Raw genomic sequence first — 13,394 nt, 5'->3', positions numbered from 1 at the left:
TCGACGGGGTACGGCCGGTGGCCCGAACCCGGACCACCGTGCCCGGGCCGCCTTGGGTGAACCTTGAACCCGCAGGCCACGACGGTTCGTCGAGGCTGCGTCAGGCGACCGCGCTCGCGCTGTCCGCGAGGCGGCGGCGGGAGGCTCGAGCCGCGGGGACGGCCGTCAGGGCTGTCGCGCCGAGGACGGCGGCGGCGCTCATGGCCGCGAGGTAACCCGCGGGCGCGGGCTGGGCGATGCCGGAGCCGATGCCGATGGTGTGGGCCTCGCGGTCGATCAGCCAGTGGGCGAAGGGGACGCCGAGGGCCGTCGCGGCGAGGGCGGCGGCCAGCGCGGTGCAGCCGATGGCCGTGACGGTGACGGCGGTGATCTGGCGCGGGGAGAGGCCGATGGCCTTCAGGGCCAGCAGGTCGCGCTCGCCGTCGCGGATGCTGCCGCCGATCGCCGTGGACAGTTCGGTCAGGCCGATCAGCGCGAGGACGGCGATCAGGCCGACGACGACGCCGCGTAGGGCGGAGAGCCGGTCGGCGGGGGTGGTGACCTCGTGGATGTCGAGGTGGCCCCGGGAGGCGTCGGCGAGTTCGGCGCGGACGGCGCGCGGGTCGGCGCCGGGCTCCAGGCGGAGCTGGTAGAGGGTGGGGCTCAGGGCGGGGTCGTTCTCGCGCAGGGTGTCGAGCGAGGTGGAGATGACCCGGCCGCCGTTCTCCGGTTCGATGTTGCGGCCGACGAGGTGCAGCACCTGCGGGTGGCCGCCGACCGTGACGCGGACCCAGTCGCCGACGCGTACGTCCAGGAGGTCGAGCAGGCCCTGGCCCGCGACGGCCTCGTCGGGGCCGTGGGCGGGACGGCCCTCGGCGATCGTGTACGGGTAGGGCTCGTCGCGGGTGCCGAGGCCGCGCAGCGCGATGGTGCCGGTCTGGCCGGGGACCAGGGCGGCGACCTCCAGGCCGGGGTGGGCGGCGGTGACTTCGTCGTTGGCCTCAAGCAGCGCGGCGGCCTCGCGGTCGGTGAGCGTTGCGTCGGGGCGCGCGGTGAGCGCGGCGGCGTGGCCGAGTTGCTCGGGGCGGCTGTCGAAGCCTTCGATGGTGGTCCAGGCGCCGAGCGCCACGGTGATCAGCAGCAGGGGCAGGGCGAGGCGGACGATGGTGGCCGGCGCGCGCCGGCCTCGGCCGAACGCCCGGTGCCAGCCGAGTACCAGGGTGGCCGGCATGCCCAGTCCGAGCGCACCCCGGGCAGCCCGGGACAGTCCGCCCCCGCCGGGCGCCGCCGCGGCGGGGACGCCGGGTACGGGCTCCACCCGCCCCGCCCGCCACGCGGCGAGGCATGTCGCCGCCCCGATGAACAGCACCGCCGCGACCGGCACCGCGAGCAGCGCCGCCGTGTGGCCCGGGAGCCCCTGCCAGACGCCGACGGCCTCGCCGAGCCGCCCGGGCAGGCGGCTGCCGAGCGTCTGGACCGCCGCCGTGGCGAGGGTCGCCCCGAGCACGGCGAAGGCGAGGTGCTGGATGAGGAAGACGCGTACGACCTGGCCCGGCGTGAAGCCGATGGCCTTGAGGACGGAGATGTCCCGCAGGTGGCCGCGCACCCGGGTGCTGATGGCGCCGAACACCGCGAGGGCGGCGGCGATCAGCGCGCCGAGCCCGAACAGGCCGAGGACCTGCCCGAGCAGCCGGTTGTCGCCCTGGGCCTCGGCGCGGGCCTGCTGCCAGGTGCCGACGTCGGTGACGGCGCCGGCGCCGAGCGCCGTGACGGCGCGCTGGACGGCGTAGTCGGTGTCGTCCGGGTCGGCGAGGCGCAGTCCGACGACCTGGCCGCCGCCGGGCCCGGACGGCACCGCGCGCGGCAGGGCCCAGACGGTGCCGGGCCGCTCGCCGGGGCGGTAGCGGGGCTCCGCGCTGTCGGCGACGCCGAGGACGGTCAGGGTGCGGCCGGTGGGCAGGGTCAGGCGGTCGCCCGGTTCGGCCCACAGGGCGCGGGCGAGGCCGGCTTCCAGGACGACGCCGTCGGGGACCTCGTCGTCGAGCCAGCGGCCCGAGGTCAGCAGGGGGCGGCCGGTGGCCGGGGGCTCCGCTCCGGTGGCGCGCAGCTCGACGCCTGCGCGGGCGCCACGGGAGGCGACGGTGCCGGTCGCGGTGCGGTACGGGCCCGAGAGCCGCTCGACGCCGTCCAGGTCCGCGAGGGGGCCGGTGTCGGCGTCGGGGCCGGTGTGGATCCACACGTGGGCGCCGCGCGACTGGGCGAAGACCCGCTGCCAGGGGTTGGTGGCGTAGCCGAACAGCGCCGTGGCCAGCAGCAGCGAGACGACGATCCCGGCGGTGGCGGCGACCATGAACAGCGCCTCGCCCCGATGGGTGCGCAGATCGGCGTGCGCCCAGCGCAGCGTGGCCCGCACGGGGTCAGTCCTTCAGTTCCAGTACGCCGGCGAGGCCGGTGCCGCGCGGCGGCGTGCCGCCCAGTTCGGCGTCGTCGGATATCCGGCCGTCGAAGAAGCTGATCACCCGGTCCGCGGCGCTGGCGAGCCGTGCGTCGTGGGTGACGAGCACGATGGTCTGGCCGCGTCCGTGGAAGCGGGCGAGCAGCCGCATCACTTCGCGGGTGCCCTTGCTGTCGAGGCTGCCGGCCGGTTCGTCGGCGAGGAGCAGCCGCGGCTGGTTGACCAGGGCGCGGGCGAGGGCGACGCGCTGTTGTTCGCCGCCGGACAGCTCGCCGGGCATGCTGCGGGCCTTGCTGTCGAGGCCCAGCTCGGCGAGGAGCTTCTCGCGTTCGGCTCGGGCCCGCTTGGCGGAGGCGCCGGCCAGCAGGGCCGGCAGTTCGACGTTGTCGGCGACGGTGAGGTTGGAGACGAGGTTGAAGAACTGGAAGACGATGCCGATGCGGCGGCGCCGCTCCACCGCCCAACGTGCCTCGGTCCAGCCGTCGGTGCTCTCGCCGTCCAGGAGGAGCGAGCCGCCGTCGGGGCGCTGGAGGCCGCCGAGCAGGTGCAGAAGGGTGGACTTGCCGGCGCCGGAGGGGCCGGTGACGGCGACGAATTCGCCGTGCCGCACGGTCAGGTCGACGCCGCGCACCGCGTGGGCGGGCGCGCCCTCGCCATGGTGGGTCTTGACCAGGCCCTCGGCGCGCAGCAGCGGCACGGGTATGGCGGAGTCCGTCATTGCAGCTCCTCCAGTTCCTCCTGGCAGCGCTCCAGCCAGTCGAGGTCGGCTTGGAGGTGCAGCATGGCGCCCTCGATCAGCAGATGGGCCGTGCGGTTGTCCCGGTCTTCGGTGGCGGCCAGCTTGGACAGGTTGCGCATGGTGGTGAGGTACTGGCGTCGCTGTTTGTTGATGAGGGCGATCTGGTCGGCGAGACCGGTGCGCGGGGCGAGGGCGAGTTTCATGAAGAACTCGTCCCGGACCCTCGGTTCGTCGGCCGTCTCCTCGAACCAGGCGCGCAGTGCTTCCTGCCCGGCGTCGGTGAGGCGGTAGATCTTCTTGTTGGGGCGGCTCTCCTGGGCGATCTCCTCGCCCTCGATCAGCCCGGACTTCTCCAGCCGGCCGAGGGTGACGTAGATCTGGCCGACGTTGGTGGGAGGGTACGCGGCGCCCAGCAGTTGCTCAAGGTCCTGCTTGAGCTCGTAGCCGTGGGCGGGGCCCCGGGCCAGGAGGGCGAGAAGGGGAAGGCGCACCCGTGCTGTCCTCCCTTGGCGTGCTCCCGGTGTGATGTGGGCTCTAGTATCGCCCATGCCTAACGGGTATACATGCCCTGTCGCCGAACAAAGGTGTACGGCGCGGTGCGCTGGGAGGAACCTATGCGGTGGATGCAGACCGCAGCTAGAGGTCTCCTGGTTCTCGCGGTCGTACTGACGGGTTACATGGCCTCCGGCGCCCCCTCGGGCAGCACGGGCGGGCGCGGCCCGATGACACTGGCGACGGCCGGTGATCTCACCGGCTATCTCGGCCGTGTCCTGGACGGCTGGAACCGCGCCCATCCGGCCGAGAAGGTCACCGTGGTCGAGCTGCCGGATTCGGCCGACGAGACCCGGGCCCAGATGATCACGGATCTGAGGCGGGGCGAGGGCAGGTTCGATCTGCTCAACATCGATGTCGCGTGGACGTCGGAGTTCGCCGCGGCGGGGTGGATCGCGCCGCTGGAGCGCGACCGGTTCCCGCTGAAGAGCTTCCTGCCGCCGGTGGTGGACACCGCCACGTACGACGGGCGGCTGTACGCCGTCCCGTATGTGACGAATGCCGGGATGCTCTTCTACCGCAAGGACGTGCTCGACCGCGAGGGGCAGAGCCCGCCGCGGACCTGGGCGGAGCTGGAGCGGCAGGCCCGCACGATCGCCCCGGAGTACGGGCTCGGCGGGTACGCGGGTCAGTTCCTGCCGTACGAGGGGCTGACGGTCAACGCCGCCGAGGCGGTGTACTCGGCGGGCGGGACGATCCTCGGCGACGAGGGCGAGCGGGTCACGGTCGACTCGACGGCCGCCCGCGAAGGGCTGGGATTCCTCACTCAGGGCGTGCGGGACGGCTGGATTCCGAAGGAAGCCCTGACGTACAAGGAGGAGGAGTCCCGGCAGGCGTTCCAGGACGGCCGGCTGCTCTTCCTGCGCAACTGGCCGTACGCGTACGCCGGCGCCTCCGGCGCGCAGTCGAGGGTCGCGGGGAAGTTCGGCGCGGTGCCGCTGCCGGGCCCCGGGGGGCCGGGCACGAGTGTGCTCGGCGGCTCCAATCTGGCCGTGAGCAGCCATGCCCGACACCCCGAGTCGGCGCGCGACCTGATCGCGTACCTCACGAGCGAGCGCGTGCAGCGCCGCGTGCTGAGCGAGGGCGCCCTGCCGCCGGTGCGGGCGGCGCTGTACGAGGATCCGGCGCTGGTGGCGCGCTTCCCGTATCTGCCCGCCCTGCGGGCGAGTGTGCTCGCGGCCGCGCCGCGCCCCAAGAGCCCGCACTACGAGCAGGTGAGCCTCGCCGTGCAGGCCGTGGCGCATGACGCGATGGCTCAGCACCAGACGCCCGAGGCGGCGGTGCGCCGGCTCGCGGACGAGCTCGCGGCCATCGCCCGTCGTCGCTGACGCCTCTCCGTTCACTCCCCCACCTCCGCACCCTCTACTTACCTGTTAGGTATCAGCATGCGGATGGGTGCGCCCCGAGAAACCTCTCAAAGTAGGGCATAAGACCCCAACTAGCGCCGAGTTTCGGCAGCTTCGTTGACACCTCCTCGTCACACCTACTTAACATGCATGCATAACCGCTACCCCCTCTCGGTAGCGCGCACCCCTTCACGCAGAAAAACAGGTCAACGGGTGATGCTCACAGCCCCCAGCCGCCGCCTCTGGTGGCGCGACGCGGTGATCTACCAGGTGTACGTCCGCAGCTTCCTGGACAGCACCGGCGACGGGATCGGCGACCTGGCCGGTGTCCGGGCCGGCCTGCCGTACCTGAAGAAGCTCGGGGTCGACGGCATCTGGCTGAGCCCCTTCTACCCCTCGCCGCAGCACGACCACGGATACGACGTCGCCGACTACTGCGACGTGGACCCCGTCTTCGGCGACCTCGCCGAGTTCGGCCGACTGGTCGCCGACGCCCACCGGCTGGGCGTCAACGTGCTGCTCGACATCGTCCCGAACCACTGCTCCAGCGAACACGCCTGGTTCCGCGAGGCCCTGGCGGCCGGCCCCGGCAGCGAGGCCCGCGCCCGCTTCCACTTCGCCGACGGCCGCGGCCCGGACGGCGAGCTGCCGCCCAACAACTGGCACGCCATGTTCGGCGGCCCGGCCTGGAGCCGGGTCACGGAGCCGGACGGCACGCCCGGCCAGTGGTACCTGCACCTGTTCACCCCCGAGCAGCCGGACCTGAACTGGCGCAACCCCGAGGTCGGCGCCCACTTCGACCACGTCCTGCGCTTCTGGCTGGACCGGGGCGTCGACGGCTTCCGCATCGACGTGGCGGCCGGGCTGTTCAAGCACCCCGACCTGCCCGACTCCCCCGACCCGGAGGCCGACGCCCGTACCCGCGACTCGGTCAACCCGCTGGCCTGGAACCAGCCCGAGGTGCACGACGTGTGGCGCCACTGGCGGTCGGTGTGCGAGGAGTACACGGCCCGCGACGGGCGGGAGCGGCTGCTGGTCGGCGAGGTGTCGGTGCCGACCGCCCGCGAGCACGCCACGTACGTCCGCCCGGACGAGCTGCACCAGGCGTTCTTCTTCGACCTGCTGGGCGCGCCCTGGGACGCCGACGCCTTCCGCAAGGTGATCGACGAGGCGATGCGCGACATCGCGGGCACCGGCTCCACCGTCACCTGGGTGCTGAACAACCACGACCAGGTGCGCACGGTGACCCGGTACGGCGAGTCCGGCACCGAGGGCAGCGGGCTCGGGGCCGCCCGGGCGCGCGCGGCCGCCCTGCTGATGCTGGCCCTGCCTGGCGCCGCGTACATCTACCAGGGCGAGGAGCTGGGCCTGCCGGAGGTCGTGGACCTGCCGGACGAGGTGCTCACCGACCCGATATTCCGGCGCACCGGCAGCCGGGCCCGGATCCGCGACGGCTGCCGCGTACCGCTGCCGTGGTCGGGGCACGCCTCCCCGTTCGGCTTCAGCACCGGGGCGGAGAGCGCCAAGCCGTGGCTGCCGCAGCCCGGCTGGTTCGCCGAACACGCCACCGACCGGGCGCTGGCCGACACCCGCTCGTTCTGGCACCTGTACCGCGAGGGCCTGCAGCTGCGGCACGGACTGCCGCAGCTGGGCGAGGGCACCTTGCGCTGGCTGGACGCGCCGCCCGGCGTACTGGCCTTCCTGCGCGGCGACGGCCTCGTCTGCGCCGTCAATTTCGGCACCGCTCCGGTGCCCGCCCCGGTCTCCGGCGCCCCGCTGCTGTCCAGCGGACCGTGCCCGACCGGCGTACTGCCCGGGTCCACCGCCGCCTGGTGGATCAGTGACGACACCACCCTGGAGGGACTGCGATGACCATGCGACGGATGACGATGGCCTGCTGCTCCGCGCTCACTTTGGCGCTCGGCGCCACCGCGTGCGGCGGCGGCCCGGTGAGCGCCGGCGGAGGCGACAAGGCGCTGTCCGGCCAGACGCTCAATGTGGCCGGCGTCTGGTCGGGCGCCGAGCAGAAGAACTTCCAGAAGGTGCTGGACGCCTTCACCGAGAAGACCGGCGCCAAGACCCAGTTCACGTCAACCGGCGACAATGTCTCCACCGTCGTCGGCAGCAAGATCGAGGGCGGCAACGCCCCCGACGTCGTGATGGTCCCGCAGGTCGGCGTGCTCCAGCAGTTCGCCCGGCAGAAGTGGCTCAAGCCGCTGTCGGAGACCGCGAAGAAGTCCGTCGACGCCGACTTCGCGCCGGTGTGGAAGAACTACGGCTCCGTCGACGGCACCCTTTACGGCCTGTACTTCAAGGCCGCCCACAAGTCGACCGTCTGGTACAGCCCCAAGGCGTTCGAGCAGGCGGGCGTGAAGCCGCCGAAGTCGTACGAGGAGATGCTGCGGAGCGCGCAGACGGTCTCCGACTCGGGCCTGCCGGCCTTCGCGGTCGCCGGTGAGGACGGCTGGACGCTCACCGACTGGTTCGAGAACATCTACCTCTCCCAGGCCGGACCGGAGAAGTACGACCAGCTCGCCCAGCACCAGCTCAAGTGGACCGACCCGACCGTGGTGAAGGCGCTGACCACCCTCGGCGCGCTCTTCTCCGACGAGAAGCTGATCGCGGGCGGCCAGAAGGGCGCACTGGGCACCGACTTCCCCGGCTCCGTGGAGAAGGTCTTCGGCCCCAAGCCGGGGGCCGGGATGGTGTACGAGGGCGACTTCGTCGCCGGCGTCGCCAAGGACCAGTTCGGCAAGAAGATCGGCGAGGACGCCGCCTTCTTCCCCTTCCCGGCGGTCGCGGGCGGCAAGGCGCCGGTGGTCAGCGGCGGTGACGCGGCCGTCGTCCTGAAGGACGGCAAGAACCAGAAGGCCGCGACGGCGTTCCTGGAGTACCTCGCGACGCCGGAGGCCGCGGCCGTGTGGGCCGAAGCGGGTGGCTTCCTGTCGCCGAACAAGAAGCTCGACCTCGCCTCCTACGGCGACGACACGGTGCGCGAGACCGCCAAGTCGCTGATAGACGCCGGGGATTCGGTGCGCTTCGACATGTCGGACCAGGCTCCGGCGGCGTTCGGCGGCACCAAGGGCGTGGGCGAGTGGAAGATCCTCCAGGACTTCCTGCGCGACCCGTCGAACCCGGCCGCCACCGCCGCGGCGCTGGAGGGCGCGGCGGCCAAGGCGTACAAGAGCTGAGGCGGCCGTCATGACTGCAGTCACCGCTCCCCCACCACCCCGGGTCGACGCCGCCAAGGGCGGCCGGCGGGCCGACACCCCGCGGGACCGGGCCCGCCGCCGCCGGCGGATCACCGCCGTGGCGTTCGTGCTGCCGGCGCTGCTGCTGCTCGGCGCGCTGGTCGTCTACCCGGTGCTGTTCTCCGTGGGCCGCAGCTTCTTCGACGCGTCCGGCAGCCGGTTCGTCGGCGGGGACAACTACACGGAGATGTTCCGCGACCCGGCCACCCTGACCGCGCTGCGCAACAGCGCCATCTGGGTGGTGGTCGCGCCGACGCTGCTGACCGGGCTCGGGCTGATCCTCGCGGTGCTGGTGGAGAAGGTCCGCTGGGCGACCGCGTTCAAGCTGTTGCTGTTCATGCCGATGGCCGTCTCCTTCCTCGCGGCGGGCATCATCTTCCGCCTCGCGTACGAGGAGGACCCGGACAAGGGCGTGCTGAACGCGGCGGCGGTCGGCGTGCACGACGTGTTCCAGGACTCCTCGTCGTACCCGACGGCCCGGGCCCGCGAGGGTCAGGCGGGTCCGGGGCGTCTGGCGCTCGACAAGCGGCCGGACGGCTCGTACGGGACGGCCGACGCGGTCTCCCCGGGGCAGAGCGTCGCCCTCGGCCTGGTCGGCGTACCGCCCGAGGAGCTGCCCGCCGGCGCGCAGCCTGCGGCGGCCGGCAAGGCCGGTCCGAAGGACGTGGCCGGCGCCGTGTACCTGGACTTCACACCCGGCGGCGGGGGGCGGCCGGGCGCGATCGACGCCGGGGAGCGGGGACTGCCCGGCATGACGGTGGAGGCGGTGCGCGACGGGAAGACGGTCGCCACCGCGACCACGGCGGCCGACGGGTCGTTCCGCTTCACCGGCCTCCAGGCGGGCGCGTACACGGTCCGGCTGCCCGCGGAGAACTTCGCGCCGCCGTACGAGGGCGTCTCCTGGCTCGGCCCCGCCCTGGTCACTCCGGCGATCATCGGCGCGTACCTGTGGATCTGGACGGGCTTCGCGATGGTGCTCATCGGCGCCGGGCTCTCGTCCCTGCCGCGCGACACGCTGGAGGCGGCGCGGATGGACGGGGCGAACGAGTGGCAGGTCTTCCGCCGGATCACCGTGCCGCTCCTTGCGCCCGTGCTGACCGTCGTCTTCGTGACGCTGGTGATCAATGTGATGAAGGTCTTCGACCTGATCTACATCATCGCTCCGGGGCCGGTGCAGGAGGACGCGACCGTGCTGGCCACCCAGATGTGGCTGGTGTCCTTCGGCGGCGGCAACGACCAGGGGCTCGGCAGCGCGCTCGGTGTGCTGCTCCTGCTGCTTGTGATCCCCGCGATGGTGTTCAACGTCCGCCGCTTCCGCAGGAGTCAGTCATGAGTGCGACCGCGACGATGCCGGGCGGCCGGCTGCGCCGCTGGCTGGGCAACGGCCTGGTCCAGGCGCTCCTGGCCGTGGTCGGCCTGATCTGGGTGACCCCCGTCGCCGGACTGCTGCTGTCCTCGCTGCGCTCGGCGAACGACAACGCGGCGAGCGGCTGGTGGACGGCGCTGGCCGGCCCCGGCCGACTGTCCCTGGACAACTACACCGCCCTCCTGGGCAACGCGGGCATCACCCGGGCCTTCTGGAACACGGTGCTGATCTCGGTGCCGACGACCGTCCTGGTCGTCGTCGTCGCGGCGCTCGCCGGATACGCCTTCGCCTGGCTGGAGTTCCCCGCCCGGGACTGGATCTTCCTGGGCGTGGTGGCACTCCTCGTGGTGCCGGTGCAGGTGGGTCTGCTGCCGGTGGCGAAGCTGTTCGGGCAGTTGGGGCTGTTCGGCACGATCCCGGGCGTGGTGCTGTTCCACGTCGCCTACGGGCTGCCGTTCGCCGTGTTCCTGCTGCGCAACTACTTCGCCGACATACCGCGCGAGATGCTGGAGGCGGCGCGGATGGACGGGGGCGGCGAGTGGCGGATCTTCACGCAGCTGGTGCTGCCGGTGGGCCGCCCGGCGATCGCCAGCCTGGCGATCTTCCAGTTCCTCTGGGTGTGGAACGACATGCTGGTGGCCCTGCTCTTCGCCGACAGCTCCTCGCAGCCGCTGACGGTGGAACTGCAGTCCCAGGTAAGGCAGTTCGGCAGCAACATCGACGTCCTGGCACCGGGCGCGTTCGTCTCCCTGATCGTGCCGGTGGTGGTCTTCTTCGCCTTCCAGCGTCACTTCGTGCAGGGGGTGATGGCGGGTTCGGTGAAGTGACCGCACAGGCTGGGCCCCTCACGCACGCGCGAGGGGCCCAGCCTGTGTCAGCCGATGCCGAGCGCGCACGAATCTCTACGCGGTGCCGTCGACCTCCGTGTCCCGGTGGACGGCCGCCTCCTCGGCCGCGGCGATTCCGTCGTCGGGACCGACGTCCCGGGCCGTGACGCCGCCGGGAACCGGGGTGTCGGGCAGGGCGAGACGCCCGGCCCGCGTGGCGCCGGCCTCCAGGTCGAGGGGCTCGCCCTCCCCGTCCGCGAGGTCGCCGACGCCGTCGCCCTCCACGGGCGCCACGTCGGGTCGCTCCTCCGCCAGCCGCGCTTCCAGGGATGCGCCCTCACGCTGTTCGCTCAACGTCGTACCGTGACGGTCGACGGCCCGAGGCCACTCGGCCGGCGACCATCCCGGGTCCTCGAACGCCTCCGAGGGGTCCGCATCCAGCGCGTTCTCGGGATCGAGCGGGCCGCTGGGCCGGTTCTGGGAGTCGGAGCCGCCCGGCTGATAGACGTCGTCCCCGCGGGCGCCCTCTCCGTTCTGCGTGTTCGCCACGTGACTCATCTCCTGCGCTCGGTGCCCGCCCCCCGAGCCCCGCGGGGCCCCGTGAATTCCGCTACCCCCTCGACCGCGGTGCAGACGTCCCCGCCGCGAATTCCTCGTATCGGGCAGACACCCACGGGCATGGACGAACACCCTGTGTAGTCATCGGCGACCGATCCGTCGGTCCTCACAGCACCCCGTACCCTTGGGGCGGCAAAGAATGGGAGTGCAGTGGGGATGACCGAGCCGTCCGGGCACGAGACGGAGTCCTGGGCGGACGAGCAGCCTCGGGCTGCGACGATACGCGTGTTCATCGCCCTCGCACCGCCCGACGAGGCGAAGGACGAGCTGGCGCGCGCGTTGAGCCCCGCGTACGAGGCGTACCCGGGCATGCGCTGGAACCGTATCGAGGACTGGCACATCACCCTGGCGTTCCTCGGGGAACTCCCCGCCACGGTCGTTCCGTTGCTGCGGCCGTCGCTCGCGGACCTCGCGGAGACGCACGCGCCCCTCGAACTGGCGCTTCGCGGCGGCGGCCATTTCGACGAGCGGGTGCTGTGGAGCGGAATCGACGGGGACCTGGATGGGCTCCACGTGCTCGCCGCGGACGTGCGCGGCGCGGTCGAGGAGTGCGGTGTCCCCTTCGCCGGCCGGCCGCTGCGGCCGCATCTCACCCTGGCCCGCGCGCGCCGCGCCGACACGTCGTGCGTGGTGGCGGCGGCAGACGGTCTGTCCGGGTTCGTCGGCCGACCGTGGCGGACGGCGCGCCTGCATCTGGTCGGCAGCAACTTCGGCCGCGGTCCGGGACCGATCCGCTACCGCGACATCGCGTCATGGGGTTTCGAGGGGCGCTGACGGCCTTCAGGCCTCGTGCAGGGCAGCGTGCAGGGTGCGGACGGCCATGGCGATGGCGGCCTCTGCCGCCTGCGTGCCGCGCAGGGCGTCGAGCATCACGAAGTCGTGGATGATGCCCTGGAAGCGCACGGCGGTGACCGGGACGCCCGCCTCGCGGAGCTTGTCGGCGTACGCCTCGCCCTCGTCGCGCAGGACGTCCGCCTCGCAGGTGATGACGAGGGCCGGGGGCAGGCCATGGAGCTGCTCGGCCGTGGCGCGCAGCGGGGACGCAGTGATCTGGGCGCGCTCGGCCTCGTCGGTCGTGTACTGGTTCCAGAACCACTGCATGCCGTCGCGGCGCAGGTAGTAGCCCTTGGCGAACCGGTGGTAGGAGCCGGTGTCGAAGCTCGCGTCGGTAACCGGGTAGAACAGCACCTGCTGGACCAGCGGGATACCGCCGCGCTCCTTGGCCATCAGGGTCAGCGCGGCCGTCATGTTGCCGCCGACCGAGTCGCCCGCCACGGCCACCCGCGTGCTGTCGAGGCCCTTTGAGGCGCCCTGCTCCACGACCCACCGCGCGACGGCGAAGTTCTGCTCGACGGCGACCGGGTAGCGCGCCTCGGGCGACAGGTCGTACTCGGGGAACACGACCGCGGCGTTCGCGCCGACGGCCAGTTCGCGCACCAGGCGATCATGGGTGTGGGCGTTGCCGAACACCCAGCCCGCGCCGTGGATGTAGACGATCACCGGCAGGGCGCCCTCGGCGCCCGCGGGCCTGACGATGCGCGCGCGGACGGCGCCGGTCGGACCACCGGAGACAGTGATCCACTCCTCGTCCATCGCCGGCTTCTCGATCTCGCCGGACTGCAGGTCGTCGACCGCCTTGCGGCCTTCCGCCGGCGGCAGATCGAACAGGTACGGAGGATCGGCGGTCGCCTCCGCGAGCGAGGCTGCCGCGGGTTCCAGCACCGGCTGGACCGGCGCGAGGGCATCGGACATGCGCATCTCCTGGATCTTCGTCGGGGACGCCGGGCGTTCCGGCGGACGACCCGGATCGACGTACTGGGCACTCCGGCGCCGCTGATCCTCACGCTAGGACTGCCGACCGCGCCGAGCGAGCGCGGTACACCGCGGAAGTCGAAGATCTTCACCCGGAGGGAGTCCTGCATCCTCCTGCATGCCCATCTCGTACGCGTCCTGGGCCTTGCCCTGCTGCTTCTCGCGCCCACCTCCGTGGTGACGCACCGCCGGTCCGCCGGCGATCCCGCCTGGACTCGTCCGCCGACGTCCACAAGGGGCACGTCCTGACCACGTCGGTGCGCCGAAGGCGATCACGGGCGGGCGTCGTGCCCGACGAGGTGCAGGAATCGGTCCGACAGGGCGAGCAGCCACGCCGCGCGCTCCGTGGCGATCTCCTTGAGCCGGGCATCGTCGCTGCGGGCGACGAGATGCCCCATGTAGCGCTCGTTGAACCGCCCGTACTCCGCGTGCAGGGTGCGCAGCGCCTG

Annotated in this window: 11 protein-coding genes; 6 read left to right on the top strand and 5 right to left on the bottom strand. The window is 72.5% G+C overall.

Features of this window, described 5'->3' with window-relative positions; genetic code table 11:
- Positions 1-100: 100 nt before the first annotated feature.
- Genes VIU94_RS22715 through VIU94_RS22705 form a run of 3 tightly spaced genes read right to left on the bottom strand, consistent with a single transcriptional unit; the run spans position 101 to position 3,664 of the window.
- Complete coding sequence (locus VIU94_RS22715; protein WP_331913701.1) at positions 101-2,392, bottom strand: ABC transporter permease; 2,292 nt, start codon at positions 2,390-2,392, stop codon at positions 101-103.
- A 4-nt stretch (positions 2,393-2,396) separates the two neighbouring features.
- Positions 2,397-3,152: an ABC transporter ATP-binding protein gene (locus VIU94_RS22710; protein WP_331913700.1), complete on the bottom strand. Its 756-nt coding sequence runs from the start codon at positions 3,150-3,152 to the stop codon at positions 2,397-2,399.
- Positions 3,149-3,664: a PadR family transcriptional regulator gene (locus VIU94_RS22705; protein WP_331913699.1), complete on the bottom strand. Its 516-nt coding sequence runs from the start codon at positions 3,662-3,664 to the stop codon at positions 3,149-3,151. The genes VIU94_RS22710 and VIU94_RS22705 overlap by 4 nt, the downstream gene beginning before the upstream one ends.
- Before the next feature lie 123 nt (positions 3,665-3,787).
- Between VIU94_RS22705 and VIU94_RS22700 the strand changes: the two genes are divergently transcribed.
- From VIU94_RS22700 to VIU94_RS22680, 5 genes are all read left to right on the top strand, one after another.
- The gene (locus tag VIU94_RS22700) at positions 3,788-5,053 is read left to right on the top strand and encodes an ABC transporter substrate-binding protein (RefSeq protein WP_331913698.1); all 1,266 of its coding nucleotides are present in this window, start codon (positions 3,788-3,790) and stop codon (positions 5,051-5,053) included.
- Between the two features lie 234 nt (positions 5,054-5,287).
- Entirely contained in the window at positions 5,288-6,943 is a 1,656-nt protein-coding gene (locus VIU94_RS22695; RefSeq protein WP_331913697.1) for a glycoside hydrolase family 13 protein, read from the top strand.
- The gene (locus VIU94_RS22690) at positions 6,940-8,262 is read left to right on the top strand and encodes an ABC transporter substrate-binding protein (RefSeq protein ID WP_331913696.1); all 1,323 of its coding nucleotides are present in this window, start codon (positions 6,940-6,942) and stop codon (positions 8,260-8,262) included. Before VIU94_RS22695 ends, VIU94_RS22690 begins: the two co-directional genes overlap by 4 nt.
- Before the next feature lie 10 nt (positions 8,263-8,272).
- Complete coding sequence (locus tag VIU94_RS22685) at positions 8,273-9,655, top strand: ABC transporter permease (protein WP_331913695.1); 1,383 nt, start codon at positions 8,273-8,275, stop codon at positions 9,653-9,655.
- A complete protein-coding gene (locus tag VIU94_RS22680; protein ID WP_331913694.1) occupies positions 9,652-10,515 on the top strand; it encodes a carbohydrate ABC transporter permease in 864 nt (287 codons plus the stop codon). The genes VIU94_RS22685 and VIU94_RS22680 overlap by 4 nt, the downstream gene beginning before the upstream one ends.
- A gap of 75 nt (positions 10,516-10,590) precedes the next feature.
- Here the strand turns inward: VIU94_RS22680 and VIU94_RS22675 are convergent, their stop codons facing one another.
- Positions 10,591-11,064, bottom strand: a complete 474-nt coding sequence (locus VIU94_RS22675) for a DUF5709 domain-containing protein (protein WP_331913693.1) — start codon at positions 11,062-11,064, stop codon at positions 10,591-10,593.
- A 225-nt stretch (positions 11,065-11,289) separates the two neighbouring features.
- Here VIU94_RS22675 and thpR point away from each other — a divergent pair, with 225 nt between their 5' ends.
- Complete coding sequence (gene thpR, locus VIU94_RS22670; protein ID WP_331913692.1) at positions 11,290-11,907, top strand: RNA 2',3'-cyclic phosphodiesterase; 618 nt, start codon at positions 11,290-11,292, stop codon at positions 11,905-11,907.
- Positions 11,908-11,913: 6 nt separating this feature from the next.
- On the opposite strand, the gene VIU94_RS22665 is transcribed toward thpR, so the two are convergent.
- Positions 11,914-12,885 carry an alpha/beta hydrolase gene (locus VIU94_RS22665; protein WP_331913691.1) on the bottom strand — a complete coding sequence of 324 codons (972 nt, stop codon included), beginning with the start codon at positions 12,883-12,885 and terminating at the stop codon, positions 11,914-11,916.
- Positions 12,886-13,394: the final 509 nt, after the last annotated feature.

It is taken from the genome of Streptomyces sp. (genome assembly GCF_036566765.1).
In the GTDB taxonomy this organism is placed as follows: Bacteria; Actinomycetota; Actinomycetes; order Streptomycetales; family Streptomycetaceae; genus Streptomyces.
The sequence above is the reverse complement of the archived record's forward strand: the minus strand, read 5'-3'. Positions and strand labels throughout refer to the sequence as shown.